Here is a 26,010-nt window from a genome sequence, read left to right as displayed (position 1 = left end):
GCCATCACGGCGACGAACCGACCGATCTGGCCGGACGACCATCGGCGCCGAGGCGCAGGCCAGAACCGAATGGAAGCGACAGCGATGGTCGACCCGATTACCGACACCGATCTCACCGCCTTCGTCGATGGACAGCTCGACGTGATGCGACGCCTCGACGTGGAAGCGCACCTTGCCCGCGCCCCCGAGATCGCCGCCCGAGTGATGGCCGAGATGCACGACCGCGACGCCCTGCGCGAGGCGTTCGCGCGGATGCCGGGTTCCGGTCCGGAGCGCAATCGCGCGGCGGCCCGGCGCCTCGACCGATCCCTCGCCTGGCGCCGCGCCGGCGACCGCCTGCGCCGGGCCGCGGTCATCGCCCTCCTCGTCGGTGCCGGATGGCTCGCCCATTCGGACAGCTTCCTCCTCGGGGTGCCGGACACCTTCGCCGCACCGGTGGACCCGACGCTGGTGTCCGATGCCCGCAACGCCCGTGAAGCGGCCCAGATCCGCGGACGGCTGGCGGCCCAGCGCACCACCACCTACGACCGCACCGGCATCGCCGGCGCCACGGGCATCGCCCTCCCCGACCTGCCGGGCGACTGGACCGTGCGCGACGTCCAGATCGTGCCGGCCCGCAACGGCACCGGCGTCGAGGTGGTGATCGATGCCGGGGCCCTTGGCGAACTCTCCCTGTTCGCGACCCATGTCGGCAAGGCTGGCCCGGGCGAGGGCGAAGTCGCGAGCCCCGGCAACGGCGAGACTGCCTACTGGGCCGTCGGACGCACGGCCTATGCCTTGAGCGGCAGCGACCAGGTCGGCCTCAAGGCCGCCGCACAGCGGCTGGCCGCGACACCGACGAAGCTGTAGGGCCGCCGACCTGCGATCCCGACCCGCCGAAGCGTCGGCGGGTTTCGGTGTGCCTCCCGGGATGCCTGGTCGAGGCCGGTTGGTGTCGTGAGCGTCGGGACGGCAGACGCCATGACGCAGCGGGCGCTTCGTGAACCGTCGTCAGGCGGTCGCGAGGCGCCGACGGCCGAAGGCGCGGGCGCTCAAGGCGCGGACACCTCGGAACGGCAGCAGCACCAGCCGCGCGACGGCGGCGAGGGCGAGGACGAGGACAACCGTCAAGACGACCATCAGAGTTTTGACCATCAGGCACCTGCTTCGTGATCGGCACGTCGCGGCTCCGGAGGGGAGCCCGACCGTCGGCCCTGAGACAACCCCCGAACTTCGGCGAAACTGAGAGCGTCCCTCCGAGGCGCGCGAGCAGCCACGGAAGCCGGGAGCGGATGCGCGTACATCCGGCGTCATCCGCCCCGGCATCGTGTCCATCCGGCTGCACGCCGAGGCCGCATCCGGGACACGCGAAGATTGCGCCGCGGATGGTTAACGATTTGCTTATCGCATCTGGCGCCGGTCCGATGCCGCCCGCGAGGGTACCCTCGGGTCGGTCGGGGCAAGAACAAAAGCCTACAGCATCGACGGCACGGTGTCGGCGGCCAGGATCGCGCGGGCCTGCGCGGCATCGATGTCCATCCGGGCGATCAGGCTCTCGGCCGAGTCGAAGCGTTCCTCGCCCCGGATATGGGCCACGAGTTCCACGGTGATCGACTGGCCGTAGAGGTCGCGCGCGACGTCGAACAGGTTGACCTCGAGGAGGGGCGCACCGTCGTCGAAGGTCGGCCGCCGGCCGTAGCTCGCCACCCCGTTCCACACGGTTCCATCCGGCAGGGCCACCCGCACGGCGTAGATCCCGTGGGCGAGGCCGCAATCGCGCAGCGCGACGTTGGCGGTCGGATAGCCCAGCGTGCGCCCGCGCTTGTCCCCGTGCTGCACCACCCCCGAAACGAACCAGCGATAGCCGAGCAAGGCGTTGGCACGGGCGACGTCGCCCTCGGCCAGGGCCGCGCGGATCGCGCTCGACGAGACCGGGTCCATTACGTTCTCCGGAGAAACGGGTGACGAGGAAACGAATGATTCGGGAGGCGGCAGGGAAACGGCCGAGATGACGCGGCAGCTCAAGCCCGCATCCGCGCACAGTTCGGCCAGGATGGCCGGGGTGCCCTCGCGTCCGCGGCCGAAATGGAAATCGTGTCCGACGACGACGCCCGAGAGACCGAGATCCCGCACGAGCAGACCCTCGACGAAGGCACGCGCGCCCATGCCCGCCAGGGCGGCATCGAACCGGCGCACGATGAGGCCGTCGAGGCCGAGCCGGGCGAGAACCCGCTCCTTGGCCGCCGCGTCGGACAGGCGGAACATTGGCAGATGCGGCGCGAAATACGCCCGCGGATGCGGCTCGAAGGTGAGCGCCACGGCCGGCCGGCCGGCCTCGCCGGCGGTCTCGCGCACGGCGGCCATCAGGGCGCGGTGGCCGAAATGGACGCCGTCGAAATTACCGATCGCCGCGATGGCCCCGGCGATGGCCGGCGGCACCGGCTCGTCCTCGCGGCAGACCGTGAAACGCCGGCCCGTCACAGGGACCGGGGCCGGCGGGGCTGTCCTGTCGCCGGGCGGCATCTTGTCCCAACATGGCTGTGGCAGGATGAGCGCGGCCTCGAAGGGTCGCGTTTCGCGGCGGAACCTGTCGAAATCCACCGGGAGGGTCAAGCGAGGCGTCTCGCCTCGCTCCGGGATGCCGACCCAGCACTGCAGTTAACCGCTTCGCAAGCCGATCGACCGTAGTTTCACGATCAAGGGCGCGGACACGGATTCGCCCCTGCCCATTCCCGAGCCGCCGCGGCGCACGCGGCGGCCTCGACCTGACGGAGCACACGCAACCATGGCCCTCGATCTCGGCATGCCGATCCTCGTCGTCGACGATTATCAGACGATGGTCCGTATCATCCGCAACCTTCTGAAGCAGCTCGGGTTCGAGGAGGTCGATGACGCCTCCGACGGTACCGCCGCCCTCGCTCGCCTGAAGAACCGCAAGTACGGCCTCGTGATCTCCGATTGGAACATGGAGCCGATGACGGGCTACGAGCTGCTGCGTCACGTGCGCGCCGACGAGGCCCTGCGCACCACGCCGTTCATCATGGTCACGGCCGAATCGAAGACCGAGAACGTCATCGCCGCCAAGAAGGCCGGCGTGAACAACTACATCGTCAAGCCGTTCAACGCCGCGACGTTGAAGAGCAAGATCGAGGCGGTCTGCGGCGCCTGACGCGGGCACCGATACGTCGGATCGGTCCACGCATCGGTTGAGTTGCATCGCGCCGGAGCGAACGGCTCTCGCTCCCCCGCAAGGGCCGGGCGTAGGTCGTCCGGCGGGCAAACGCACAAGTCTTTTCGACCCACCGGACGGCACAGGGAGAGGCGGGAGTCGATGGCACTCGCAAACAGGGCGCGCAAGGCGAACGCCGCGCCGGAAAAACCATCCCTGGTCCGGGAGCTCGTGGAGATCGCCGATTACATCGCGCATCTCCGCACCGAGATCGCCGCCCTGCGGGCCAACGAACTGACGCGCGACCGTCTGCCCATGGCGCACGAGGAGCTCGGCTGCGTCGTGGCCGCGACGGCGGGGGCGACGAACACGATCATGAACGCGGCCGAGGAAATCCTCGGCCTGCCGGACGACAGGAACTACCGTCCCGCCGTCGAGGCGCGGATGAACGACATCTTCGAGGCCTGCACCTTCCAGGACATCACCGGCCAGCGAATCACCAAGGTGGTCGACGCCCTGCGCCAGCTGGAGAGCCGCCTGTCGCGCTTCGCTGCCGCCGTGAAGGCCCGCGACGAGGGCGGAATCGACCCGGAAGAGGTCGAGCGCCGCGTCCGCAACGAGCTGCTGATTCTCAACGGGCCCCAGGTCAACGGACCGGCGACGGCCCAGGACGAGATCGACGCGATGTTCGCCTGATACTGTTTTCCGGATGATCCATTCGGGGACAGTCTCAGGCAGCCCGCGCGGCGCCCGAGCGAAGCCCAGATCCGCATCGCGAAGCGATCGACCGGTATGAGATCCTACCAGACGAGGCGTTCGATGATCGCGTCCGGCCGAACGGACTGACGTCCGAGCCAGGCTGCGACGTCGCCGAGGGCGGCCTCCTCCGTCGAGACCCCCAATTCCTCGGCATGGATGCCACGGGCGACGAGGAGATTCGGGATCCCGAACGCCGACGCTCCGGCGATGTCCGTGCGCAGGGCGTCGCCCACCGCGAGGACCCGCCCGGGCTCCGGGGCCGCGAGGCCGTCGAGGGCACCGGCCATCGCCAGGGCGGCCGCATAGACCGGCCGATACGGTTTTCCCGCATAGGCGACCCGACCGCCCAGCGCCGCGTAGGCTTCGGCGATGAGGCCGGCGCAGGGGATCAGAAGCCCGGCACGCTCGACCACAAGGTCCGGATTGGCGCAGATCATCGGCACGTCGCGCGCCCGCCATTCCTCCAGGGCCGGGCGATAATCGTCGGCCGTCTCCCGGGTGTCGTCGAACAACCCGGTGCAGACCACGCGTTCGGCCTCCTCCGCCGCGACGAGGCGGATATCGAGATCGGCGAAGATCGGCGCGTCGCGCTCGGGCCCGAGATGGTGGATCCGCGTGCCCGGCGTCTCGGCGAGCAGACTGCGTGTGAGATCGCCAGACGTCAGGATGGCGTCGTAGGCGGCGCGCGGCACGCCGTACCCGTCGAGGATCGTTCGGACACCCTCCCAGGGGCGCGGCGCGTTGGAGACCAGCACCACCCGGCGCGGTCGCGTGCCGCCCGGCAGGGCCCGGAAGCGGATCAGGGCCTCGCCCGCGCCGACATGCGCGCGCACGCCGTCATGCAGCACGCCCCAGACGTCGCACAGGATCACGTCGAACCGGTCGGCGATGGCGCTGAGCCCTGAGATCGTGGGCACGGATTCGGTCATTGGGGGCCTGCGTGACGTCGGGCATGGTGCGTCGCCCGGTTAGGCGCGGGCCCCCCTGAAAGCAACGCCCGGAACCCTATCCCGCGCGGCGCAGGAAATCCCGGAACGGGCGGCGCTGGGGCGGCGGCTCGGGTTCGTCGCCCGCCGACGGGACCGGCTCGGGCGGCGGCGGAACGGCCAGCACTTCGGCGCGCACGGCACGGGCGGGGGCGAACACCGTCCCCTGCGCCCGCGGAACGTTGAGGTCGATGAGATCCGGCACGTCGGTCTCGCGTTCGACGCGGTCGGCCACGAGCTGGATGCCCGCCCGGTCGAGCGCAGCGACGAGATCCTCCAGTGCGATATCGGGCAGGCCTTCGTGGATTCCGGGCCGCAGCAGCATGTCGGCGGGCACCTTCACCTGCCCGACGCCGCGGTCGGCCAGCGCCGAGGGATCGAGACGCAGGTCCACGGGACGGTCGAGGGTGAACCCGATGAGGCCGCGCAAATCCCCCAGGACCCCGGCCTGCTCGGCATCGAGGCTGCGCCAGCTCGACTGTGGCAGGGCAACCACGAGGCGGCCGGCGAGATCGGGCTCATCGGCCACGAGGCGGCCCAGGGAACGCAGGAAGCCCGGCTCGAACAGGGAGAGCGGCGACAGGCCGTAGGCGACGGCCGCCCGGCTGCCGCGTCCGGCCAGGTGCCGGGCCACGGTGGCCGTGCGCTGGAGCATGCGGCGGTCGAGGTCGGTGGTGCGGCCGTGACGCTCGAGGATGGACAGGAAGGCTTCGGGCGCCAGGAGGGTGCCGGACGGAAGCTCGCCCGCCCCGGCGACGCGCAGGCGCGCCACCGCCTCGTAGGAGACGACCTTGCGCTGCGGCAGGGAGACCACGGGCTGGAGATGGACTTCGAGACCGATCCCATCGAAGGCCGTCAGGATCGCGGTTTCGCGGCCGGCCTCCCGCGACGCGACCTCTCTCGCGGCCACATCGAGAGGTCGGGGAGTCCACGGCACGGCGGGAGCCGCCTGCCGGGGCGCCACCACGATCTCGGGTGCGACGGGCCGTGGCGCCGGTGTCGGGACCGGGGGCGCCGCCTTCAGGCCGGCGATCTCCCCGTCCTGGGTCGCCACCACGGCGGCGAGTTCACGCACGATGCCGCTGAGGAGGCCGATCTCGGCGGTGACCTCCTCGACGCCGGCGGCCAGGGCCGCCGTGTCGGCGCCGGCATTGGCCCCGGAAGCGGCCCCATCGGCGCGCACCTGCTGCTCTGCGATGAGTCGGGTGACGGATTCGAGGCGCACCAGGCGCTGGGACAGCACATCGAGCTCACTCGACAGCTTCTCGCAGCGGGCGGACAGGGCTCCGGCCCGGCGGTGGGCGAGGAGGGCCGCCGCACCACCGGCCGTGGCGAGGGCGAAGGCCCCGCCGAGGGGGGCATAGGCGGAGAGCGGGACCAGGGCGCCGAGTCCCAGGAAACCGAGACCCTTCAGACCAAGTGCCCACGGGCCGCCACGCCGGCCGACGATCCGGGCCATCGGTATGCTCTCACCTCGAACCCATGAAGGGCCGCACAACCGACGGTACGGATCGGTGGCAGCCAGACCGCCTTTGTCGCCGAGACGCCAGGCACTCACAAGATGCGTGCGCGACGGCCCACGCCGATTTTCGTCCGGTGTGACTTGGGTTTCCGGGTGATGGGGCGCGAGGGATCTGGAATGCCGGGGGACCCGGCGCTCGTCCTCGGCGCTTGCATCCCATCCGCACCGGTTCAACATGGCGGGTCGGGGCACCCGGGCGGCGTCGAGCCGGATTCGATCTCCGGCGCTGTGGTGAAGTTCCCGTTCCCGCATCCTTTCTCCCGGGTCCGGCGAACCTCTCCCGGTGCGAGACACAGGACGATAGGGTCGAGACGCCATGGATGCGATGCAGTCGGACCTGCTGATGCAGGTGGATGGAATGACCTGCAACGGCTGCGCGGAGGCGGTGCGCCGGGCGATCCTGCACCTCGATCCCGCCGCGCGGGTGGCGGTGGACCTCGATCATGGCCGGGTCGCCGTCACCACCCGCGAGCACAGCGGGACGGTGGCCGAGGTCCTGACCCAGGCCGGCTACACCGCGACGGCCATGACGGGCTGATCCGGGGGTGAGCCCATCGAAGGCGCACCGATTCCAGGAACCGGCCGATCTCAAACGAAATTTTGTTCGCGCGTTGAAAATTTCCCAAGCGCTTTTCCTTGCCCCTTCCATCAAACTGGTGTGATCGGACACAGTGCAGTTCCGCGCGGCCGATCCGCGTGCGCCACACGGCGCCGGCACCGCACACGCCAAACGCGCGCCCTTCGGCGCGAAGAAAAAAATCGGGAGAGACGAGGCATGCCGTCAGACATCGAGATCGCCCGCGCGGCGACCCTGAAGCCGATCACCGAGGTCGCTGCCCGGATCGGCATCCCGGACGAGGCGCTTCACAATTACGGCCGGCACATCGCCAAGATCGATCACGATTTCATCAAGGGTCTGGAAGACAAGCCCGAGGGCAAGCTTGTCCTCGTCACCGCCATCAGCCCGACCCCGGCAGGCGAGGGCAAGACCACCACCACGGTGGGTCTCGGCGACGCGCTCAACCGCATCGGCAAGAAGACCGTGATGTGCCTGCGTGAGCCGTCGCTCGGCCCCTGCTTCGGCATGAAGGGGGGTGCTGCCGGCGGCGGTAAGGCCCAGGTCGTGCCGATGGAGCAGATCAACCTGCACTTCACCGGCGACTTCCACGCCATCACGTCGGCGCACTCACTGGCCGCCGCCCTCATCGACAACCACGTCTACTGGGCCAACGAGCTCAACATAGACGTGCGCCGCATCCACTGGCGCCGCGTGGTCGACATGAACGACCGGGCCCTGCGGTCGATCACCCAGTCGCTGGGCGGCGTCGCCAACGGCTTCCCGCGCGAGGACGGCTTCGACATCACCGTGGCGTCCGAAGTCATGGCGGTGTTCTGTCTCGCGCGCGACCTCGACGATCTCGAGGCGCGCCTCGGCCGCATCGTCATCGCCGAGACCCGCGACCGCAAGCCGGTGACCCTCAAGGACGTCAAGGCCACGGGCGCCATGACGGTGCTGCTCAAGGACGCCCTGCAGCCCAACCTCGTGCAGACCCTGGAGGGCAACCCCGCCCTGATCCACGGCGGCCCCTTCGCCAACATCGCCCATGGCTGCAACTCGGTCATCGCGACCCGCGCCGGGCTCAAGCTCGGCGACTACGTGGTCACCGAAGCCGGCTTCGGCGCGGATCTCGGGGCGGAGAAGTTCATCGACATCAAGTGCCGGCAGGCGGGCTTGAAGCCGTCCGCGGTGGTGATCGTCGCCACCGTGCGCGCCCTCAAGATGCACGGCGGCGTCTCGAAGAAGGAGCTCGGCTCCGAGAACCTCGGCGCCCTGGAAAAGGGCTTCGCCAACCTCGCCCGCCATGTCGCCAACGTGCGCAGCTTCGGCCTGCCGGTGGTCATCGGCGTCAACCACTTCTACGCCGACACCGATGCCGAGCACGCCAAGCTGAAGGAGCTGTGCCGCGACCGGCTCCAGGTCGAGGCCATCACCTGCAAGCATTGGGCGGATGGCGGCGCCGGCGCCGAGGAACTGGCCCACGCCGTGGTGAAGCTGGCCGAGGGCGAGCAGAAACCCCTGACCTTCGCGTACGAGACCGAGACCAAGCTCACCGACAAGGTCCGCACCATCGCGACGAAGCTCTACGGGGCCGCCGACATCCAGGTCGAATCCAAGGCCGCCACCAAGCTCGCCCAGTTCGAGAAGGACGGCTACGGCAACCTGCCCGTCTGCATGGCGAAGACCCAGTACTCGTTCTCCACCGACCCGAACCTGATGGGTGCCCCCGAGGGCCACGTCATCGCCGTGCGCGACGTGCGCCTCTCGGCGGGAGCCGGCTTCGTCGTGGTCATCTGCGGAGAGATCATGACCATGCCGGGCCTGCCCAAGGTCCCGGCCTCGGAGGGCATCCACCTCGACGCCAACGGCCAGATCGAAGGCCTGTTCTAGCCTCGGACCGGACGGAGGCCCCTCGGGACCTCCGTCCGAACCCTACGGCATCCAAACCCTACTGCGCGGGCTTCGGCGCGGGCTCGGCCGGGGTGGCCTCGTTCGGGGCACCGGCCGGCATCGGCGGCAGCAGCACGTTCTTGGTGATGTTGCCCTCGGGGCCGTATTCGCCGGCCACCGCGAGGCACGCCGTCTCGCGGTTGAGCTGCATCTGGTTCGACATCATCGCGAAGATCGTCTGGACCCGGCCGCCGAACGGGCCGCGCGGGCCGACATCGGCGGCGCGCGTTCCCTGCTTCTCCAGGAGCCCCTCGAACTGTTCGGCACCGATGCGGTAGCCGCAGACATTGGCGGCGGCGAAGATGTAGGCGGCGAATTCCAGCGCCCGCGGCTGCGGGGCGTTGCGGATCTGGGCCTGCGCGACGGTCGGCAGGGCGAGCGCGAGACTCAGGGCGAGAAGGGGGCGTACGGGCATCGGGCGTTTCCTCGGGGTGCGGCGGCTTCTTAAATTCCGCTTATGCGCTCGACGGAAATAGACCGCCCGCCCCACTCCTCCAAGGGGGCGCGTCCAAGGAGCCGAGCCCAAGGAGCCACGGCCGAGGGGGTACGTCCGAGCGGCTGCGTCGCTTCAGTCCAAACGCCAATCGATGGGCGCGACGCCCTGCGCCGTCAGCCAGGCATTCGCCGCCGCGAAGGGCTGGGAGCCGGGGAAATCCCGCTGGCGGTTCAGGGGCGAGGGATGGCCGGATTCGATGACGCCGTGGCGCGCGGTGTCGATGAGGGCGGCCCGCGCCCGGGCCTGCGCCCCCCACAGCAGGAACACCGCCGGCTCCGCCCGCTTCGAGACGGCTTCCACCGCCTGATCGGTGAGCGACGCCCAGCCGTAGCGCAGGTGGGCACCGGACTTGCCCTGCTCCACCGTGAGAGCCGAGTTCAGGAGCAGCACACCGCGGCGCGCCCACGGCGTGAGGTCGCCGGTCGTCGGCTTGGCCGGCGGGTCGGGGATTTCGGCCAGGATCACCTTGAGGGAGGCCGGCAGGCGCCGCGGGCCGACATAGGAGAAGGCCAGCCCGTTGGCATCGCCCGGCGTCGGGTACGGGTCCTGGCCGAGGATCACTGCCTTCACCTCGGTCAGCGGCGTCAGCGCCAGGGCGTTGAAGATGTTCTCCGGCGCCGGCAGCACGGTGACGCCCTCGGCGATGCGCTCATCGACCCGCATCGCCACGGTGTCGGCCGCGCCGCCTTCGAAGAACGGCAGGTCGAGCCAGGGCGAGCCCGAACGGCGAAAGCGCGCGAGGGCATCGGCGACGGGGCCTGAACTCATCGGCAGGGGATCCTCAACGCGTCAGGATGCGCCCCTCGGACGGAACGGACAGGGGCGCGTTGGTCCGGATGTAGGCCATCACCGCATTGGCGACGAGGGTGCCGTCGGTGCCGCCGACGAGGGTGCGTCCCTTGGACAGGGCGCCGTAGCCGTTGCCGCCATCGTACAGGAAGTTGTTCGAGCCCACGGTGTAGGTCCTGTCGGGGTCGAGGGGCACGCCCCCATGGCTCAGGGCGACGATGCGGGCCCCGACCGGGGCCGTCGGATCGACGGTGACGACGAGGCCCGAGACCTGCGGGAAGCGCCCGGCGGGACGGCCGAATTCCGAGACGCCCGTCTCCAGGAGGCCGCGGATCTGCGCGCCGGTGAGCGCGACGAGAACCGTTGTGTTGCCGAAGGGCAGTTCCAGCAGGATGTCGCGGCGCGTCAGCACCCGGCCGGCCGGGTACAGGGTGTCGCCCCGGATGCCGCCGCCGTTGACGATGGCCAGATCGGCTCCCGTGCTCGCCCGCACGGCATCGGCGACGAGGTTGCCGAAGCTGGCCTCCCGCGCGCGCACGGCGGCGATGCGGCTGTCGAGGGGCAGGCGCGTCTCGCCGACCGCGACGTCGAGTTCGCGCGACAGGTCCCCTTCGAGTCGCCGCACCACCGCCAGGGTCTCGGGGTCGGGAACGACGCGTGCCGAATCGTGGACGCGAAAGCTCGGGCGCCAGGTCACCGTCCGGGCTTTCCCCGATCCCGTCACTTGGACGGTCACGTCGATGGCGGTGACGAAATGGGCGTCGAAGCTCGATTCGACCATGACGGTCTGGCCGTCGTACCGGAGTGCCAGATCGTGGTCGTGGCCCGACAGCAGGATGTCGACGAGGCGGCCTGCGACGATGGCCTCGTCCGTCGCCCGGCCCGTGTGACAGACCCCGACCACGAGGTCGGCGCCCTCGGCGCGGAGCGTTTGCGCCTCGCGCGCCAGGGTTTCGAGTTCGGGGGCGAAGCGCAGGTCGCCCGACTGCGACTTGTCCGGCGTGCTGGCCAGCGCGATGCCGACGATCCCGACCCGGATGCCGCCCAGCGTCACGAGGGTCCGGTCGCGCACCCCGCGCAAGGGGCGCCCGGCGCCATCGCGCAGATTGGCGGCGAACACCGGAAAGTTCGCCTCGCCCATGCGCCGGGCGAAGATCGCAGGCCCGAAATCGAACTCGTGATTGCCCGGCACGAACACGTCGGGCGGCGCGATGTTGAGGAGTTCGACGATGTGGGCGCCCTGGTCGAAGCCCGACATCAGGGACGGGGAGAGCGTGTCGCCCGCATGGGCGTAGAGGAGCGGCACGCCGCGCGCGCGCTCGGCCTTCACGATGGCGTTGAGCCGGGCGAAGCCCCCGCGACCCTCGGTTTCCGACATCCGGTAGAGGTCGTTGACGAGGAGCAGGGTGAAGGTCGGCTCGGGCGCGGTGGAGGCCGCCCGGGCATCGTGTATCCCGGCGGCGAGGCCTGCGCCGACCCCGAGGCCGAAGGTCTGGCGGCGGCTGGGGCGCGGCATGGGGTCGGTCTCGGTGGTGGCGTCGGGAGACTTTCCTTCTAGGACAGCTCCCGCGACGCGACGACGACGGTTCTCAGCGCGCCACGAAGGTGTCGCGCACGGCCTTGGCGTTCCGGCGCAGCATCGGCCAGATCCAGGCGCCGGAGGCGAGGTAGGCCCCCGCCGGCATCGGCTTCAGGTCGATGGCGAGGCGCTCGGCGAGGCCCGGCACGGCCAGGGCCCCCATGGGCGCGTCGGTCCGGGCGTAGACCACCGTGGTGTCCTCACGCCAATAGTCCGGATGCGGCACGAGGCCGGCTCGGCGCGCCGTGAGGTCGAAGGTCTCCCGCACGAAGCCGTGGACGTGGGCGAAGTGGAAGCGCTCGTGCGGCGGCTTGCCCGTCGCGGCCATGTTGGGCACCGCCGCGTAGAGCACCCCGTCGGGTTTCAGCCAGCGCGACAGGCGTGCCATCACGTCGGCGGGGTCGCGCAGGTGCTCCATGACGTGGTGGGTGGTGATCACGTCGAAATGCCCGGCCGGGAAGCGGGCGTCGTCGGCATCGTCCAGCACCTCGACGCCGTGCTGCGTGCGGGCATAGTTGGCGTAATCCCGCCCTGGCTCGACGCCCACGGCCTCGCAGCCCTTGGCCCGCACGGCCGCCAGGAACTCGCCCGAGCCCGAGCCGAAATCGAGGACGCGGGCGCCGGCTTTCAGCTTCGGCGCCAGGAGATTGGCGCGGAACGTCGCCTCGCGGGCCGAGCGGTTGAGGTGGTTGCGCGGGGGGCCGCCGGCGAAGGCGAGCTGATAATCGGCCCGGTAGGCCGTCGCGTAATAATCCGCCAGCTCCGCCGGGGTCGGCATCGGGTCCGTGCGGATGAGGCCGCATTGCTCGCAGGCGATGGAGCGCAGGGTCTTCAGGCGCCGGTCGGTCTCCGCCACCGTCACGCTGCGCGTCGAGCCGCAGAGATTGCAGGCGGTCGGGGCACCCGTATAGGGATAGCCGGTGAACGGCATGAAGTGGTTAAAGAAGTACCGGGGAGACGGCATGTCGCGCCCTAATCCATCGGGTGATGCTGGCAGGCCGCCTGCTCTAGATAGATATCCCCGTTTGCACAACTTTTCCGCCCCTGCGGCGATTCCGGAAACCCGATGACCGAACGCGTCGCCCCGACGTCCCTGCAGGACAGCATGCCGCTCCAGACCAGCACCGCACCGCTCCCCGCCGAGCATCCGCCCGTGCGCTGGGGCCGCATCGGCGTGCTCCTGACCAATCTCGGCACGCCCGAGGGCACGAGCTACTGGCCCATGCGCCGCTACCTCAAGGAGTTCCTGTCGGACCGCCGGGTGATCGAGGTGCCGCGCCTGATCTGGTGGCCGCTGCTCAACCTCATCATCCTGACGAAGCGCCCGGGGCCGAAGGGCCGCGACTACGCGAGCGTGTGGAACAACGAGCGCGACGAGGGACCGCTGAAGACCATCACCCGGGGCCAGGCCGAGGGTCTTCAGGCGGCCATGGGCGACCAAGTCGTGGTCGATTGGGCCATGCGTTACGGCAAGCCCGAGATGGACAAGCGCATCCAGGCGCTCCTCGACCAGGGCTGCGACCGCATCCTCCTCGTGCCGCTCTATCCGCAATACGCCGCCGCCACCTCGGCCACCGCCTGCGACCAGGCGTTCAAGGCCCTGATGAAGATGCGCTGGCAGCCGACCTTGAGGGTCTCGGCGCCCTATCACGACGATCCGGTCTACATCGACGCCATCGCCACCTCGATCCGCGAGGGGCTGGCCAAGCTCGACTTCGAGCCTGAGGTGATCCTGACCTCGTTCCATGGGGTGCCGAAGAGCTACCTCCTCAAGGGCGACCCCTACCATTGCCAGTGCGTGAAGACCGGCCGCCTCGTGCGGGAAGCCCTCGGCTTCTCGACGGACAAGATGCGCACCACCTTCCAGTCGCGCTTCGGCAACGAGGAATGGCTGCGCCCCTACACCGACGAGACCGTGCAGGAGCTGGCCAAAAGCGGCGTGAAGCGCATGGCCATCGTGGCACCGGGCTTCTCGGCCGATTGTCTCGAGACCCTGGAAGAGCTCGACGGCGAGAACCGGCACTATTTCGAGGACAATGGCGGCGAGCGCTTCGCCTACATCCCGTGCCTCAACGACGGCGCATTGGGCCTCAAGGTGATCGAGACCGTGGTCCGGCGCGAATTGCAGGGCTGGCTCTAGTCGCCACGGTCGATACGACGGTCGCCAAGCCGGATTCCGGTTGCTACGAGGGCGCGATGACGAGGCGGGCGGACCCATGATGAACCCGGAACCCGGCGGCGCGATCGCCGGCGGACGATCGCACGGCACGGCGCGCCTGCTCGCCCAGTTCGCGGATGCGGGCTACGGCGCCGTGACCCCGCCGGTGCTTCAGCCCGTGGAGCCGTTCCTCGAACTGTCGGGCGAGGACATTCGCCGCCGCATCTTCGTGACCCAGGATGCCGGCGGCGCCGAGTTGTGCCTGCGGCCGGAATTCACGATTCCGGTCTGTCGCCACCACCTCGCGCACGGCGCCGGGGGATCGGCCGATTACAGCTATTGCGGGCCGGTGTTCCGCCTCGGGCGCGAGGAGCCGGACGAGTTCCTCCAGGCGGGCATCGAATCCATCGGCCGCACCGACGTTCCGGCGGCGGATGCCGAGGTCCTCGGCCTCGCCCTGGAGGGCCTTTCCGCCCTGGGCCGCAGCGACGTCGCCGTGCGGCTGGGCGACATGGGTCTCCTCGACGCGCTCCTCGACGCGCTGGCCGTGCCCCCGGCCGCCAAGCGCCGGACCCTGCGGGCCATCGCGGCCGGCCGGTCGCTCGACGAGGTCACCAACGGCGTGCGCCAGGAGGATCCCCATGCGGGCCTCCTCGCGGCGATCCAGGGCCAGGACCCCAGGGGGGTGCGCGCCTTCGTGGAGGACGTGCTGTCCATCGCGGGCATCTCGCGGGTCGGCGGACGCAGCGCCGGCGAGATCGCCGAGCGCTTCCTGTCGAAGGCCGCCGCCCAGGCGAGCGGCGGCGCCGGCCTCAACCCGGAGAACCGCGCCCTCGTCGAGCGCTACCGCGCCATCGCGGGCGATCCCGACGCGGCGGCACTCGCCATGCGCGAGCTCATCCGCACGGCCGGCCTCGACCATCCGCCCCTCGAGGCGGCGCTCGGTCTGTTCGAGGAGCGCACGGGCTTCATGGCGGCGCGGGGACTGTCCGTCGAGCGCTTCGCCTTCTCGGGCGGGTTCGCGCGCAACCTCGACTACTACACCGGCTTCATCTTCGAGGTGACGGCGGCAGGCCCCTCCGGGCCGCCCCTCGTCGGCGGTGGCCGCTACGACGGCCTCCTGCAGCATCTCGGCAGTCCGATCCCGGTGCCGGCCGTCGGCTGCGCCGTCTGGCTCTCGCGGGTCGCCCCTTCCGACACCTCCCAAACATCCGACACTTCCCACCCGTGAGCCGGCGCCGATGACCGATCCCCTCGTCCTCGCCGTGCCCTCCAAGGGGCGCCTGCAGGAGAACGCCGCCGCCTTCTTCGCCCGCGCCGGACTGAAGCTCGCGCAGAACACCGGTGCTCGCGACTATCGCGGCAAGCTCGTCGGCGTGCCGGGCGTCGAGGTCCGCTACCTCTCGGCGTCCGAGATCGCGGCGCAACTGGCCTCGGGCGCGGCCCATCTCGGCATCACCGGCGAGGATCTCATCCGCGAATCCCTGCCCGAGGCGCGCGGCCAGGTCGAATTGCTGACCCCGCTGGGCTTCGGCCAAGCCACCGTCGTGGTCGCCGTGCCCCAGGCCTGGATCGACGTGCGGGCCATGAGCGACCTCGACGAGGTCGCGGCCGAGATGCGGGTGCGCCACGGCAAGCGCCTGCGCATCGCCACGAAATACGTGAACCTCACCCGGCGGTTCTTCGCCGAGCACGGGGTCGCGGATTACCGCATCGTCGAGAGTCTCGGCGCCACCGAGGGCGCGCCGGCGGCGGGCTCGGCCGAGATCATCGTCGACATCACCACCACGGGCGCGACGCTGGCCGCCAACGCCCTGAAGATCCTCGACGACGGGATCATCCTGCGCTCGGAGGCGAACCTCGTCGCCTCCCTCAACGCCGCCTGGGGCCCGAGCCCGCGCAACGCCCTGCGGGCCGTGCTCGGCCGCATCCAGGCCGAGGAGCGGGCCCGCACCACCCGCGAGGTCCGCGCCGCCATGCCGGACGACGGCGACATCGATCTCGCCGGCATCTCCGCCCTGCACGACGCCGAACTGCCCTACGGCGCCCCCGAGGGACGGGGCGAGATGGTGCTGCACTGCCCCGTCGACGCGGTGTTCGATCTGGCCGACGCCCTGGTGAAGGCCGGAGCCGGCTCGGTCAGCGTGCGCAAGATCGATTACGCCTTCACGCCGGACAACCCGCTGATGGACCGGCTTCTCGCCCGTTTGGGTTGAGGGCGCCTCAGAGCGGCCCCTGCTTGGCGAATTCCGAGAACACCGCCCGCAGGGTCTTCAGACGGGCGTCGTAGGCCTGCGTGAGACAGGCGACGTCCGCCTCGCAAGCGCGGCGCTCGGCGAGCCACGTTTCCTGGTCCTCGCGCAGCTTGGCATTGCCGCCCATGGGCAGCATGGCGCGCAGGATTTCGAAGCGGGTGGCCATCTCCACGTCGCGGTCGTTGAGGACGAGGGTGGCGCAGATGGCCTTCTCGTCGGCCGCCTCGGCCTTGTCGCACGGGAAGCTCGCGGCCTGCGCGGTCGTCGCGACGAGGGCCAGGGTCATCCCGGCGAGGGCAGCGGACAGGATCGGGGACATGGCGGTCCTTGAGGCGGGGGTCAGGTCGCTGCGGGGGTGATGGGTTTGACGCTCAGCTGCAGGCCAAGGGCCTTCAGGACGCCCATCAGGGTGGTGAGTTCAGGGTTTCCCTTGTCGGAGAGCGCCCGGTACAGGCTTTCGCGCGAACGCCCGGTCTCCCTGGCGATCTGAGCCATGCCCCGCGCGCGCGCGATATCTCCTAGGGTCGCCGCAAGCAGTGCGGGGTCGCCATCGTCGATGACAGCTTCGATGTAGAGTGCGATGCGTTCCGGAGTGTCGAGATACTCGGCCACGTCCCAGGGCTTCAGTTCGATGGTCATAGCTTTACCCTACCAACGATCATCGCAGTTCGCGCGCCAGCCGCTTCGCGGTCTCGATGTCCCGCGCTTGTGTTGATTTTTCGCCGCCGCAGAGAAGGATCGTGATGTCCGAACCGGTCCGCCGGAAATAGACTCGATAGCCCGGTCCGTAATCGATCCGCATTTCACTGACGCCCTCACCGACCGGTTTGACATCCCCCGGATTGTCCAGTTCGAGCCGCCTGATCCGAACGGCGATCCGGGTCAGCGCGCGATCGTCGCGAAGGGCATCGAACCATGCGACGAAATTCGGATGCCGGAGAATAGTCGCCACGATCTTTTGTAGCTTTTAAGCGACTCCCTTACAAGTAGACCAAGGGTAGGTCCGGCGGATCACCCCCACAGCCCCGGCTTCACCACCACCAGCACCACGATGGCGACCATCAGGAGGGTCGGTCCTTCGTTGAGCACCCGGTAGAACTTGTGGCCGCGCGTATTCCGGTCGGCGGCGAAATCCTTGACCATGCGGGCGAGCCAGCCGTGGATGCCGCTCATGGCGAGCACGAGGGCGACCTTCGCCTGGAGCCAGCCGGCGGCGTAGTAGCCGCTCTGCCAGACGAGGATCAGCCCGAAGATCCAGGTGGCGATCATGGCCGGCGTCATGATCGCCTTGAGGAGCCGCCGCTCCATCACCTTGAAGGTCTCGGACTGCGCCTGCGCGTGCGGTCCGGGCACCAGGGAGGCGTGGTAGACGAACAGGCGCGGCAGATAGAGCATCGCCGCCATCCACGAGATGACGGCGACGACGTGGAGCGCCTTGATCCAGAGGTAGAGGCCGTCCATCAGCCGCGAAGCCGCTTCAGCATCTGCTCGACATGGGCGATGGGCGTCTGCGGCGTGATGCCGTGGCCGAGGTTGAAGATGTGCGGCAGGCCATCCGTCGCCGCCAGCACGCCGTCCACGGCGGCGTCCAGGGCCGCTCCGCCCTCGATGAGGGTCTCGGGGTGGACATTGCCCTGGGTGACCGTGGTGGCCGGCACACGGCCCCTGAGCGCCGCCAGATCCACCGACCAGTCGACGCCCACGGCATCGGCCGCCGTCTCCGGCACCACACGGGCGTGGCCGTCGAGGCCCGAGCCCCGGGCGAACACGATGATCTTCGCGCCCGGCACCCGGGCGCGCACGCCGGCGATCATCCGGGCGATGGGCTGGAGCGACCAGCGGGTCAGGGCGTCGCGCGGGGTGCCCTCCGGCAGGGCGCTCTCGGCGACCTCGTTGACGGGCGCTTCCTCCGGTTCGGAGGCGCCGCGCACGTCGGGCAGCGACCCGGCATGGGATTCGAAGATCTGCACGGCGTCGGCCCCGGCCTCGAGCTGGCGCACGAGGTACTCGGTCTGCACGGTGACGAGACGGTCGATGAGCGCTTCGACGAGGGCCGTGTCGTGGCGGGCGAGCGCCCGCGACGGCGCAAGGTCGGGCGTGCCGCGTCCACCGATCATGTAGCTCGCCACCGTCCAGGGCGCGCCGCAGAAACCCAGCAGCGTGGTCTCATGGGGAAGCTCGGCACGGAGCCGCCGCACCGTCTCGAAGACGGGGGCCAGATGCGAAAAGATCGCCGGATCGTCGGCCTGGCGCAGGCGCTCGAACTCGGCCCGGCCGGCGAGTGGATCGAGGCGCGGCCCCTCGCCCTCGACGAAGCGCACGTCCTGGCCGAGGGCATCGGGGATCACGAGGATGTCGGAGAACAGGATCGACGCCTCGAAGCCGAAGCGCCGGATCGGCTGGAGGGTGACCTCGGTGGCGAAATCCGGGTTGTAGCAGAGGTCGAGGAACGAGCCGGCCTTCGCCCTGACCTCCCGGTACTCGGGAAGGTAGCGGCCGGCCTGACGCATCATCCAGGCGGGGGGGCGCTTCTGCGCCTCGCCCGAGAGCACCCGCAGGACCACGCGGTCCGCCCCATCACCCTGGCTCATCCGATCTCCGACACCCAAACCCCGTGACCGGTATGTAGCACCGATGGCCCGGCTGTCTCCCCCTCGAAAACCGTTCTGATCTCCGCTCGAGGAGGTCGCGACGGATCGATCCCCACACGGCCCTTCTAAAAGGAAAGAGAGATTCTAGGACTCTGTTTTTTCTTTTAGAGGGCTGGATGACGGGAGCGGAAAAGCGTCCACAGGCCGTCCCCGCCGCCACGGCGTTAAGAGGGCTTTAACGGATTGCGAGCAATGTCCCGGATAGACGATGCCGGACAGTGCCTTGTGAGGCGCTCCGCGCGGCTGGGCGCCGGTCGGTCCCTGATTCTCCCAAAACCGCGTCCGGTCGACGTGCGTCGGACGGTGTGTGGACGCGAGAGTCGACAACACGGGGTGGGTCCTGCCTGGACCACGGTGACGAGCCGGCTTATCCACATTCATCGACTCCCCCAAGGCGCAAGCGGTGGACAAGGCCGGCACGCTCCTTGTCTCCTGATTCCGAGGAGACAGAGTTCTCGATGAGCCGCAGCTACTTCCACCTCCACCTCGTGTCGGATTCCACCGGCGAGACCCTGATCAACGTGGGCCGCGCGGCGGCCGCGCAGTACGAGGGCGTCTCGGCCATCGAGCACGTCTACCCCCTGGTGCGCTCGGGTCCGCAGCTCGAACGGGTGATCTCCGAGATCGAGGCGGCGCCCGGCCTCGTGCTCTACACCCTGGTCGGCCACGACCTCACCGAGCGCCTGGAGGCGGCCTGCCGCGAGACCGGCTCGCCGTGCCTGTCCGTGCTCCAGCCCGTGCACGCCCTGCTGCAATCCTACCTCGGCGCGGATTCGACGGCCCGACCGGGCGCGCAGCACATGCTCAACGCCGAGTACTTCAAGCGCATCGACGCCATGAACTTCACCCTGGCGCACGACGACGGCAATCTGCCCCTCGATGTCGACGAGGCCGACGTGATCCTGGTGGGCGTCAGCCGCACCTCGAAGACGCCGACCGCCATCTACCTCGCCAACCGCGGCCTCAAGACCGCGAACTTTCCCCTGGTGCCCGGCATGCCGCTGCCGGCCTCCCTGGAGAACGCGCGAAAGCCGCTCCTCGTCGGGCTGCTGGCAAGCCCCGAGCGCATCGTGCAGATCCGCCAGAACCGGCTCCTCAGCCTCAAGGCCGACGATTCCTCCCTCTACGTCGACCGCTCGGCCGTGGCCGACGAGATCGCGGCGTGCCGGCGCCTGTGCACCAAGCACCGCTGGCCGACCATCGACGTGACGCGCCGCTCCATCGAGGAGACCGCCGCGGCGATCCTCGACCTGCACCGCGAGCACCGGCTGAAGTTCATCGCCACCTGAGGGCGCGAACCAACGGGAACCCACGCGGGTTGACCCTGCGATCCGTCACTTCAGGATGCCCGATGCCCAACCGTCTCGCCTGCGCCGCCCTCTTCGCTCTGATCGTCGGCACGTCCGTCTCCCCGGCGCAAGCCGGCCGGGCGCAGGATTACCAGTACCGCAACAAGAGCCACAAATATTCCTGCCGGCCGCCTCTCAAGTTCGCGGCGGGTGCCTGCGTCGCCAGATGCCCGGGCGGGTTCCAGGACAACGGCCGGTACTGCCGCTTCCGCAGCATGCGCCGCTGAAATCGAGCGCATCTTGTCGGGGCGCGGCGATCCGTGACACTGGAGCGATGGATTCCCCCTCCCCCCTATGGCGCGGCGCCGCGCCGCTCCTCCTCGCCTCCACCAGCCCGACCCGGCGCGCGCTCCTCGCTGGGGCTGGCCTCACCGTCGAAACCGAAAGCCCCGGTGTCGACGAGCGCGCCATCGAGGCCGCTTGTGCGGGGCTCGCTCCGTCCGACCTCGCCCTGCGTCTCGCCCTCGCCAAGGCCGAGGCGGTGGCCGCCCGTGCGCCGGGCCGGATCGTCGTCGGGGCCGATCAGGTGCTCGCCTGCGACGGCGTCGTGTTCCACAAGCCCGCCGACGCGGCGACCGCCCGCGCGCAGCTCGCGCGTCTCGCCGGGCGCACCCACCACCTGCATTCCGCCGTGGCCCTGATCGACGGGGTGCACGCGCCAGACACCTTCGTTGAGACGGCGCACCTCACCTTGCGGCCCCTCGATGCGGCGTCCATCGCGGCCTACGTGGCGCTCGCGGGACCCGGCGCCATGTCCAGCGTCGGCGCCTACCAGCTCGAGGGCCTCGGCATCCATCTGTTCGCGGAGGTCGCGGGCGACCACACCACCATCCTGGGCCTGCCCCTGCTGCCCCTGCTCGCCCGCCTGCGCGCCCGACGGCTCCTGGCGTTCTAGATGCCCGCTCCGGTCTCAGGCGGCCCGCGATGATCGGGTCCGTCCTCCTCGCCCTGGTGCCCATCGGCTTGCTGATCGCGCTGGGCGCCACATTGCGCCGCGTCGGCTTCCTCGGCGAGGGCTTCTGGCCCCAGGCCGAACGCCTCAGCTACTACGTGCTGCTGCCGTCCCTGATGGTGCACGGGCTCACGACGGCGCGGCTGGACGGCGTGCCGGTGCTGGCCCTGGTCGTGGTGCTGGTGGTCTCCACCTGCGCGGTCGCGGCGATCCTGCTCCTGGCGCGATCACGCCTCGGCTTCCAGGGGGCGTCCTTCACCTCGGTGTTCCAGGGCGGCATCCGCTTCAACAACTATGTCGGCGTCTCGGCGGCGATCGGGGTGTTCGGTGCGCAAGGGCTCGCCCTCGCGGCGGTGGCGAATGCCGCCATCGTGCCCACGGTGAACATCCTGTGCGTGCTCGTCTTCGCCCGCTTCGGCACCGGCGAACGGCCCGGACCGGCCGGCCTCGCCCGCCAGCTCGCCCTCAATCCCCTGGTGATCGCGTGCTTCGGTGGCATCCTCCTCCAGGCGTCGGGACTGCACCTCCCGCCGGGGATCGAGCCGATGCTCAAGGCGCTGGGGCAGGCGTCCCTGCCGCTGGGCCTGCTCTGTGTCGGAGCCGCCCTCGACCTGTCGGCGGCGCGGACCTGGATGCGCCCGGTCCTGGTGTCGTCGGCCGTCAAGTTCGTGCTGATGCCCGTGGCAACGGTGCTGGCCTGCCGCGCCGTCGGCCTCCACGGCCCCGCCGCCGTGACCGCCCTGATCTTCCAGGTTCTCCCCACCGCCTCGTCCTCCTACATCATGGCGCGCCAGCTCGGCGGCGACGCACCGCTGATGGCGGGGATCGTCGCGGTCCAGACCATCCTGGCCGGCCTCGCCATTCCGCTGGTCCTGACGGTGTTCCAGGGTTTCCTCGATTAGGCCTGGCTCGGCCGAGGCCATCGCGCGGACGGGACGACCGCGTCGTCATCCGCCCTGGATGGACCGACGGATCGCGGCTAAGGCCTCGTCGCGAGACGCCTCGCGCACAGGGTTTCTTCCCGGCCGCGACGGCGCCGCCGGGCAGCGCCACGGAGACCCCCATGGCCGGACACGACCACCCCCACGATCACGCCGGTCATGATCATGCGGGCCACGATCACGGGCATCGGCACAGCCACGGCGGGAGTCATCACGGCGGTGGCCATGGGGGTGGACACGTCCACGCCCCGGCCTCGTTCGGCCGGGCCTTCGCCATCGGCATCGTTCTCAACACCGGGTTCGTGATCGTCGAAGCCGGCTACGGCTTCGCCTCGCAATCCATGGCCCTCGTGGCCGATGCGGGCCACAACCTCTCCGACGTGCTCGGCCTCGTCGTCGCCTGGATCGCCTCGGTGCTGGTGAAGCGCGCTCCGAGCCCGCGCTTCACCTACGGGCTTCGCGCCTCCTCGATCCTCGCCGCCCTGTTCAACGCCGTGTTCCTGCTGGTCGCCACGGGCGCCATCATCTGGGAGGCGATCCTCCGGCTCCTGGCCCCCGAGCCCGTGGCGGGCGTCACCGTGATGGTGGTGGCCGGCATCGGTATCGTCATCAACGGCATCACCGCCTGGCTGTTCGCCTCCGGCAAGGGCAGCGACATCAACATCCGCGGCGCCTACCTGCACATGGTGGCGGATGCCGCCGTGTCCCTCGGGGTTGTGCTGGCCGGCCTCGCCATCGTGCTCACGGGAGCCGCGTGGATCGACCCCACGGTCAGTCTCGCCATCGCCGGCCTCATCGTCTGGATGACCTGGGGCCTCCTGCGCGACAGCGTGATCATGGCCCTCTCGGCGGTGCCGCCGGGGATCGACCCGGAGGCCGTGCGCGGCTTCCTCGGTGCCCGGCCGGGGGTGTCGGCGCTCCACGATCTCCACATCTGGCCGATGAGCACCACCGAGATCGCGCTGACCGTCCACCTCGTCATGCCGGGGGGCCACCCGGGCAACGCCTTCCTGCTCGGCCTCGCCGAGGACTTGCGCAAGACCTTCGGCATCGGGCACGCGACGGTGCAGATCGAAGGGGCGGACGGCCCCGCCTGTATCCTGGCTTCGGAGGACGTGGTGTGACGAAGGCCTTCGTTGTCGGGCATCCCATCGCCCATTCGCGCTCGCCCCTGATCCACGGTCACTGGCTCGCCGAGCACGGGATCGCGGGGACCTACGCGCGCGTCGACGTGGCCCCGGACGCGTTCCCGGATTTCCTGTTGACCCTGCGCGAACACGGATTCGCTGGCGGCAACGTCACGATCCCGCACAAGGAGGCGGCCTCTCGCCTCGTAGACGAACTGACGCCGCGCGCGGAGAAGATCGGCGCGGTCAACACCGTGTTCTTCGACACGCACGGACGCCTGTGGGGGGACAACACCGACGCGCCGGGCTTCATCGCCCATCTCGACCGGAGTCTCGGCGCCGATTGGGTGGAGCGCACGGGCGGCGCCGCCCTTGTGCTCGGGGCCGGGGGCGCGGCCCGCGCCATCGTGGTCGGCCTGCTGGAGCGCGGCCTGAGCCGAATCCGGGTAGCCAACCGCACCCGCGCCCGGGCGGAGGCTCTCGTCGCCCTCGATCCAGAACGGGTCGCCGCCTGCGACTGGGCCGACCTGCCCGCCGCGCTCCCCGGAACCGGGCTTCTCGTCAACACCACCTCCCTCGGCATGGCGGGCCATGGCGCCCTCGATCTCGACCTGACGCCCCTGCCCGCCACGGCATGCGTCGCCGACATCGTCTACGTGCCCCTGGAGACGCCGTTGCTCGCCGCCGCCCGTGCCCGGGGCCTGGCCGCCGTCGACGGACTCGGGATGCTGCTGCATCAGGCGGTGCCGGGTTTCGCACGCTGGTTCGGCGTGCATCCGGCCGTGACGCCGGCCCTGCGCGAGCGCCTCGTCGCCGATATCGTCGGCCCAAAAGCCGGATCGAAGGCCGGTTCGTGAGCCGCCCCCTCGTCCTCGGCCTCACCGGCTCCATCGGCATGGGGAAATCCGCCACCGCCGCGATGTTTTCCGCACGCGGCGTTCCCGTCCACGATGCGGATGCGGCGGTCCATGCCCTCTACGCACCCGGCGGCGCGGCGGCCCACGCCATCGCGGAGGAATTTCCCGGTGTTCTGGCCCCGGACGGGTCCGTCGATCGCGAGCGGCTGCGCGGCGAAGTGCTCGGCCACCCGGAGCGCCTCGCCGCCCTGGAGCGGCTGGTCCATCCTCTGGCGCGCCGGGCCGGTGCCGATTTTCTCGCCGCCCACGCGCAGGCCCCCGTCGTCGTCCTCGACATCCCGCTCCTGTTCGAGACGGGCGGGGACGCGCGCTGCGACGCGGTCCTCGTCGTCACGGCGCCGGCCGAGGTTCAGCGCGAACGGGTGCTGGCCCGGCCCGGCATGGACGCGGCGACCTTCGCGTCGATCCTCGCCAAGCAGCTGCCCGACGCCGAGAAGCGCGCCCGGGCGGATTTCGTCCTCGATACCGGCCTCGGCTTCGCCCATGCCGAGGCCGAGGTCGATGCGATCCTGGGCCGTCTGCGCGGGATGCCACCGCCGCCTTGAACCGGCCCGGTCTCCGGCGCATGGTCGTCGCGACCCCCGGCCCCACGGACCCCAAGCGATGCTGCGCGAGATCGTCCTCGACACCGAGACCACCGGCACCGACGCCAAGAACGGCGACCGCCTCATCGAGATCGGCTGCGTCGAGCTCATCAACCACGTGCAGACCGGCAAGGTCTTCCACAAACTCGTGAATCCCACCCGGCCGGTTTCCCAGGGCGCCTTCGGGGTGCACGGCATCTCGGATGCGATGCTGGCCGACAAGCCGCTCTTCGCCGACATCGTCGACGAGTTCCGCGACTTCTGCGGCGACTCCCCCCTGGTGATCCACAACGCGCCCTTCGACGTCGGCTTCCTCAACATGGAATACGCCCGCCTCGGCGCCGCGGCCCCACCGCCCATCGATCTCGCCGCCGTCATCGACACTCTGCAACTCGCGCGGCGCAAGCACACGGGCGCCTCCAACACCCTCGACGCCCTGTGCGTGCGCTACGGCATCGACACCACCCGGCGCACGAAGCACGGGGCGTTGCTCGATTCGCAGATCCTGGCGGAGGTCTATGTCGAGCTGCTCGGCGGCAAGCAGACCAGCCTCGGGCTCGCCGTCGCCGAAATTCCGGCCGAGACCGGGCCGGCGCTGGCCGAGGACGGTGCCCCCATCGGCCCGCGCCGCCTGCGCCACCGACTCACCCCGGACGAGAGCGCCCGCCACGCCGCCTTCCTCGCCACCCTCGGCCCGGCCTCCGTCTGGCGCGACTATCTCGGCGAAGACGGAACGGCCTGACCCATGCGCCTCACCCGAATCGACGACACCGTCTCGGTCGCGGGTCAGCCGGCCCTCGACGAGATCGCTGCGCTCGGACGCGCGGGCGTCACCACCCTGATCAACAACCGGCCGGACGGCGAGGAGCCCGGCCAGCCCGGCACTGAGGCGGAGGCCGCCGCCGCGCGGGAAGCGGGCCTCGCCTATCACCACCTGCCGGTGACGGGGGCCACCCTGGGGCGGCCCGAGATCGATGCGTTTCGCGCGAGCCTGCGGGCTGCCCCCGGTCCCGTCGTCGCCCATTGCCGCTCCGGCACGCGTTCCTTGACCCTCTACGCCCTCGCCGCGGTCCTCGACGGGCGCATGCGTCGCGACGCGGTGCTCGCCTTCGGCACCCGCCACGGCTTCGACCTGACGGGGGCCGTCGCCTGGCTCGATGCCAACGCACCCGACAGCTGATCCGTCCTCACGATGGTGCAGTGCCCTCTCGGTTTCGGAGCTCCTCGGCCGCGGACAAAACAATATTCTCTTCTCGTCCGGGATCGAAGAGTGTTCGTCTTCGCTCTG

The 26,010-nt window shown here is 70.2% G+C and carries 30 protein-coding genes; 17 read left to right on the top strand and 13 right to left on the bottom strand.

Going from position 1 to position 26,010, the window contains the following annotated elements; translation table 11 throughout:
* Positions 1-84: 84 nt before the first annotated feature.
* Positions 85-849 (top strand): anti-sigma factor family protein, encoded by a 765-nt coding sequence (locus ASF52_RS13075; protein ID WP_056172624.1) that lies wholly within the window; start codon positions 85-87, stop codon positions 847-849.
* Positions 850-990: 141 nt separating this feature from the next.
* Here ASF52_RS13075 and ASF52_RS23510 read toward each other — a convergent pair whose 3' ends face one another.
* Both ASF52_RS23510 and ASF52_RS13070 read right to left on the bottom strand, forming a co-directional pair.
* A complete protein-coding gene (locus ASF52_RS23510; RefSeq protein WP_274533795.1) occupies positions 991-1,119 on the bottom strand; it encodes a hypothetical protein in 129 nt (42 codons plus the stop codon).
* A gap of 333 nt (positions 1,120-1,452) precedes the next feature.
* Positions 1,453-2,502, bottom strand: coding sequence for a bifunctional riboflavin kinase/FAD synthetase (locus ASF52_RS13070; RefSeq protein WP_056172992.1), 1,050 nt, complete (start codon positions 2,500-2,502; stop codon positions 1,453-1,455).
* Between the two features lie 262 nt (positions 2,503-2,764).
* On the opposite strand from ASF52_RS13070, the gene ASF52_RS13065 reads away from it, so the two are divergent.
* A complete protein-coding gene (locus tag ASF52_RS13065) occupies positions 2,765-3,148 on the top strand; it encodes a response regulator (protein ID WP_018046001.1) in 384 nt (127 codons plus the stop codon).
* Positions 3,149-3,310: 162 nt separating this feature from the next.
* Complete coding sequence (locus ASF52_RS13060; RefSeq protein WP_056172621.1) at positions 3,311-3,844, top strand: protein phosphatase CheZ; 534 nt, start codon at positions 3,311-3,313, stop codon at positions 3,842-3,844.
* Between the two features lie 104 nt (positions 3,845-3,948).
* Here ASF52_RS13060 and ASF52_RS13055 read toward each other — a convergent pair whose 3' ends face one another.
* Both ASF52_RS13055 and ASF52_RS13050 read right to left on the bottom strand, forming a co-directional pair.
* Entirely contained in the window at positions 3,949-4,836 is an 888-nt protein-coding gene (locus ASF52_RS13055; RefSeq protein ID WP_056172618.1) for a TIGR01459 family HAD-type hydrolase, read from the bottom strand.
* A 76-nt stretch (positions 4,837-4,912) separates the two neighbouring features.
* Positions 4,913-6,352 carry an EAL domain-containing protein gene (locus ASF52_RS13050; protein ID WP_056172615.1) on the bottom strand — a complete coding sequence of 480 codons (1,440 nt, stop codon included), beginning with the start codon at positions 6,350-6,352 and terminating at the stop codon, positions 4,913-4,915.
* Between the two features lie 379 nt (positions 6,353-6,731).
* On the opposite strand from ASF52_RS13050, the gene ASF52_RS13045 reads away from it, so the two are divergent.
* Complete coding sequence (locus tag ASF52_RS13045) at positions 6,732-6,953, top strand: heavy-metal-associated domain-containing protein (protein WP_056172612.1); 222 nt, start codon at positions 6,732-6,734, stop codon at positions 6,951-6,953.
* Between the two features lie 237 nt (positions 6,954-7,190).
* A complete protein-coding gene (locus tag ASF52_RS13040) occupies positions 7,191-8,864 on the top strand; it encodes a formate--tetrahydrofolate ligase (protein WP_056172609.1) in 1,674 nt (557 codons plus the stop codon).
* A 58-nt stretch (positions 8,865-8,922) separates the two neighbouring features.
* On the opposite strand, the gene ASF52_RS13035 is transcribed toward ASF52_RS13040, so the two are convergent.
* From ASF52_RS13035 to ASF52_RS13020, 4 genes are all read right to left on the bottom strand, one after another.
* Complete coding sequence (locus tag ASF52_RS13035; RefSeq protein WP_056172607.1) at positions 8,923-9,339, bottom strand: hypothetical protein; 417 nt, start codon at positions 9,337-9,339, stop codon at positions 8,923-8,925.
* Positions 9,340-9,492: 153 nt separating this feature from the next.
* Positions 9,493-10,188, bottom strand: coding sequence for a uracil-DNA glycosylase (locus tag ASF52_RS13030; RefSeq protein ID WP_056172602.1), 696 nt, complete (start codon positions 10,186-10,188; stop codon positions 9,493-9,495).
* Between the two features lie 13 nt (positions 10,189-10,201).
* Positions 10,202-11,725 (bottom strand): bifunctional metallophosphatase/5'-nucleotidase, encoded by a 1,524-nt coding sequence (locus ASF52_RS13025; protein WP_056172599.1) that lies wholly within the window; start codon positions 11,723-11,725, stop codon positions 10,202-10,204.
* A 73-nt stretch (positions 11,726-11,798) separates the two neighbouring features.
* On the bottom strand, positions 11,799-12,752 hold the full coding sequence (locus ASF52_RS13020; protein ID WP_056172597.1) for a class I SAM-dependent methyltransferase: 954 nt from the start codon (positions 12,750-12,752) through the stop codon (positions 11,799-11,801).
* Between the two features lie 102 nt (positions 12,753-12,854).
* On the opposite strand from ASF52_RS13020, the gene hemH reads away from it, so the two are divergent.
* The 3 genes from hemH to hisG all read left to right on the top strand — a co-directional run bounded on the left by hemH (position 12,855) and on the right by hisG (position 16,162).
* Positions 12,855-13,928: a ferrochelatase gene (gene hemH / locus ASF52_RS13015; protein ID WP_056172594.1), complete on the top strand. Its 1,074-nt coding sequence runs from the start codon at positions 12,855-12,857 to the stop codon at positions 13,926-13,928.
* Between the two features lie 76 nt (positions 13,929-14,004).
* Entirely contained in the window at positions 14,005-15,177 is a 1,173-nt protein-coding gene (locus ASF52_RS13010) for an ATP phosphoribosyltransferase regulatory subunit (RefSeq protein ID WP_056172592.1), read from the top strand.
* Positions 15,178-15,187: 10 nt separating this feature from the next.
* Complete coding sequence (gene hisG, locus ASF52_RS13005; protein ID WP_056172589.1) at positions 15,188-16,162, top strand: ATP phosphoribosyltransferase; 975 nt, start codon at positions 15,188-15,190, stop codon at positions 16,160-16,162.
* Positions 16,163-16,169: 7 nt separating this feature from the next.
* Here the strand turns inward: hisG and ASF52_RS13000 are convergent, their stop codons facing one another.
* The 5 genes from ASF52_RS13000 to ASF52_RS12980 are packed head-to-tail and all read right to left on the bottom strand — an operon-like array spanning position 16,170 to position 18,792.
* Positions 16,170-16,520 (bottom strand): lysozyme inhibitor LprI family protein, encoded by a 351-nt coding sequence (locus ASF52_RS13000; RefSeq protein WP_056172585.1) that lies wholly within the window; start codon positions 16,518-16,520, stop codon positions 16,170-16,172.
* Between the two features lie 20 nt (positions 16,521-16,540).
* Complete coding sequence (locus ASF52_RS12995; RefSeq protein ID WP_056172582.1) at positions 16,541-16,840, bottom strand: addiction module antidote protein; 300 nt, start codon at positions 16,838-16,840, stop codon at positions 16,541-16,543.
* 19 nt (positions 16,841-16,859) lie between these two features.
* Complete coding sequence (locus tag ASF52_RS12990; protein ID WP_056172581.1) at positions 16,860-17,153, bottom strand: type II toxin-antitoxin system RelE/ParE family toxin; 294 nt, start codon at positions 17,151-17,153, stop codon at positions 16,860-16,862.
* A gap of 59 nt (positions 17,154-17,212) precedes the next feature.
* A complete protein-coding gene (hemJ, locus tag ASF52_RS12985) occupies positions 17,213-17,662 on the bottom strand; it encodes a protoporphyrinogen oxidase HemJ (RefSeq protein WP_056172579.1) in 450 nt (149 codons plus the stop codon).
* Positions 17,662-18,792: a uroporphyrinogen decarboxylase gene (locus ASF52_RS12980; protein WP_056172576.1), complete on the bottom strand. Its 1,131-nt coding sequence runs from the start codon at positions 18,790-18,792 to the stop codon at positions 17,662-17,664. Before ASF52_RS12980 ends, hemJ begins: the two co-directional genes overlap by 1 nt.
* Before the next feature lie 518 nt (positions 18,793-19,310).
* Between ASF52_RS12980 and ASF52_RS12975 the strand changes: the two genes are divergently transcribed.
* The 9 genes from ASF52_RS12975 to ASF52_RS12935 all read left to right on the top strand — a co-directional run bounded on the left by ASF52_RS12975 (position 19,311) and on the right by ASF52_RS12935 (position 25,902).
* On the top strand, positions 19,311-20,141 hold the full coding sequence (locus tag ASF52_RS12975; protein ID WP_056172573.1) for a pyruvate, water dikinase regulatory protein: 831 nt from the start codon (positions 19,311-19,313) through the stop codon (positions 20,139-20,141).
* Positions 20,142-20,203: 62 nt separating this feature from the next.
* Positions 20,204-20,428 carry a hypothetical protein gene (locus ASF52_RS12970; RefSeq protein ID WP_056172569.1) on the top strand — a complete coding sequence of 75 codons (225 nt, stop codon included), beginning with the start codon at positions 20,204-20,206 and terminating at the stop codon, positions 20,426-20,428.
* A gap of 47 nt (positions 20,429-20,475) precedes the next feature.
* Positions 20,476-21,096 carry a Maf family protein gene (locus tag ASF52_RS12965; protein ID WP_056172566.1) on the top strand — a complete coding sequence of 207 codons (621 nt, stop codon included), beginning with the start codon at positions 20,476-20,478 and terminating at the stop codon, positions 21,094-21,096.
* Between the two features lie 29 nt (positions 21,097-21,125).
* The gene (locus ASF52_RS12960; protein WP_056172564.1) at positions 21,126-22,055 is read left to right on the top strand and encodes an AEC family transporter; all 930 of its coding nucleotides are present in this window, start codon (positions 21,126-21,128) and stop codon (positions 22,053-22,055) included.
* Positions 22,056-22,216: 161 nt separating this feature from the next.
* Positions 22,217-23,218, top strand: a complete 1,002-nt coding sequence (locus ASF52_RS12955) for a cation diffusion facilitator family transporter (RefSeq protein WP_056172561.1) — start codon at positions 22,217-22,219, stop codon at positions 23,216-23,218.
* Positions 23,215-24,078, top strand: a complete 864-nt coding sequence (locus ASF52_RS12950; RefSeq protein WP_056172557.1) for a shikimate dehydrogenase — start codon at positions 23,215-23,217, stop codon at positions 24,076-24,078. Before ASF52_RS12955 ends, ASF52_RS12950 begins: the two co-directional genes overlap by 4 nt.
* On the top strand, positions 24,075-24,683 hold the full coding sequence (coaE, locus tag ASF52_RS12945; protein ID WP_056172555.1) for a dephospho-CoA kinase: 609 nt from the start codon (positions 24,075-24,077) through the stop codon (positions 24,681-24,683). The genes ASF52_RS12950 and coaE overlap by 4 nt, the downstream gene beginning before the upstream one ends.
* A gap of 58 nt (positions 24,684-24,741) precedes the next feature.
* The gene (gene dnaQ / locus ASF52_RS12940) at positions 24,742-25,464 is read left to right on the top strand and encodes a DNA polymerase III subunit epsilon (RefSeq protein WP_056172552.1); all 723 of its coding nucleotides are present in this window, start codon (positions 24,742-24,744) and stop codon (positions 25,462-25,464) included.
* Between the two features lie 3 nt (positions 25,465-25,467).
* Positions 25,468-25,902: a TIGR01244 family sulfur transferase gene (locus tag ASF52_RS12935; protein WP_056172549.1), complete on the top strand. Its 435-nt coding sequence runs from the start codon at positions 25,468-25,470 to the stop codon at positions 25,900-25,902.
* Positions 25,903-26,010: the final 108 nt, after the last annotated feature.

Source organism: Methylobacterium sp. Leaf112 (assembly GCF_001423295.1).
Taxonomy (GTDB): Bacteria; Pseudomonadota; Alphaproteobacteria; order Rhizobiales; family Beijerinckiaceae; genus Methylobacterium.
This window is presented reverse-complemented; position numbering and strand designations above follow the sequence as displayed.

Coding starts and splice junctions, on each gene's coding strand:
- ASF52_RS13075 (WP_056172624.1), top strand. CDS start 85: ATGGTCGACCCGATTACCGACACCGATCTCACCGCCTTCGTCGATGGA.
- ASF52_RS23510 (WP_274533795.1), bottom strand. CDS start 1,119: ATGGTCGTCTTGACGGTTGTCCTCGTCCTCGCCCTCGCCGCCGTCGCG.
- ASF52_RS13070 (WP_056172992.1), bottom strand. CDS start 2,502: ATGCCGCCCGGCGACAGGACAGCCCCGCCGGCCCCGGTCCCTGTGACG.
- ASF52_RS13065 (WP_018046001.1), top strand. CDS start 2,765: ATGGCCCTCGATCTCGGCATGCCGATCCTCGTCGTCGACGATTATCAG.
- ASF52_RS13060 (WP_056172621.1), top strand. CDS start 3,311: ATGGCACTCGCAAACAGGGCGCGCAAGGCGAACGCCGCGCCGGAAAAA.
- ASF52_RS13055 (WP_056172618.1), bottom strand. CDS start 4,836: ATGACCGAATCCGTGCCCACGATCTCAGGGCTCAGCGCCATCGCCGAC.
- ASF52_RS13050 (WP_056172615.1), bottom strand. CDS start 6,352: ATGGCCCGGATCGTCGGCCGGCGTGGCGGCCCGTGGGCACTTGGTCTG.
- ASF52_RS13045 (WP_056172612.1), top strand. CDS start 6,732: ATGGATGCGATGCAGTCGGACCTGCTGATGCAGGTGGATGGAATGACC.
- ASF52_RS13040 (WP_056172609.1), top strand. CDS start 7,191: ATGCCGTCAGACATCGAGATCGCCCGCGCGGCGACCCTGAAGCCGATC.
- ASF52_RS13035 (WP_056172607.1), bottom strand. CDS start 9,339: ATGCCCGTACGCCCCCTTCTCGCCCTGAGTCTCGCGCTCGCCCTGCCG.
- ASF52_RS13030 (WP_056172602.1), bottom strand. CDS start 10,188: ATGAGTTCAGGCCCCGTCGCCGATGCCCTCGCGCGCTTTCGCCGTTCG.
- ASF52_RS13025 (WP_056172599.1), bottom strand. CDS start 11,725: ATGCCGCGCCCCAGCCGCCGCCAGACCTTCGGCCTCGGGGTCGGCGCA.
- ASF52_RS13020 (WP_056172597.1), bottom strand. CDS start 12,752: ATGCCGTCTCCCCGGTACTTCTTTAACCACTTCATGCCGTTCACCGGC.
- hemH (WP_056172594.1), top strand. CDS start 12,855: ATGACCGAACGCGTCGCCCCGACGTCCCTGCAGGACAGCATGCCGCTC.
- ASF52_RS13010 (WP_056172592.1), top strand. CDS start 14,005: ATGATGAACCCGGAACCCGGCGGCGCGATCGCCGGCGGACGATCGCAC.
- hisG (WP_056172589.1), top strand. CDS start 15,188: ATGACCGATCCCCTCGTCCTCGCCGTGCCCTCCAAGGGGCGCCTGCAG.
- ASF52_RS13000 (WP_056172585.1), bottom strand. CDS start 16,520: ATGTCCCCGATCCTGTCCGCTGCCCTCGCCGGGATGACCCTGGCCCTC.
- ASF52_RS12995 (WP_056172582.1), bottom strand. CDS start 16,840: ATGACCATCGAACTGAAGCCCTGGGACGTGGCCGAGTATCTCGACACT.
- hemJ (WP_056172579.1), bottom strand. CDS start 17,662: ATGGACGGCCTCTACCTCTGGATCAAGGCGCTCCACGTCGTCGCCGTC.
- ASF52_RS12980 (WP_056172576.1), bottom strand. CDS start 18,792: ATGAGCCAGGGTGATGGGGCGGACCGCGTGGTCCTGCGGGTGCTCTCG.
- ASF52_RS12975 (WP_056172573.1), top strand. CDS start 19,311: ATGAGCCGCAGCTACTTCCACCTCCACCTCGTGTCGGATTCCACCGGC.
- ASF52_RS12970 (WP_056172569.1), top strand. CDS start 20,204: ATGCCCAACCGTCTCGCCTGCGCCGCCCTCTTCGCTCTGATCGTCGGC.
- ASF52_RS12965 (WP_056172566.1), top strand. CDS start 20,476: ATGGATTCCCCCTCCCCCCTATGGCGCGGCGCCGCGCCGCTCCTCCTC.
- ASF52_RS12960 (WP_056172564.1), top strand. CDS start 21,126: ATGATCGGGTCCGTCCTCCTCGCCCTGGTGCCCATCGGCTTGCTGATC.
- ASF52_RS12955 (WP_056172561.1), top strand. CDS start 22,217: ATGGCCGGACACGACCACCCCCACGATCACGCCGGTCATGATCATGCG.
- dnaQ (WP_056172552.1), top strand. CDS start 24,742: ATGCTGCGCGAGATCGTCCTCGACACCGAGACCACCGGCACCGACGCC.
- ASF52_RS12935 (WP_056172549.1), top strand. CDS start 25,468: ATGCGCCTCACCCGAATCGACGACACCGTCTCGGTCGCGGGTCAGCCG.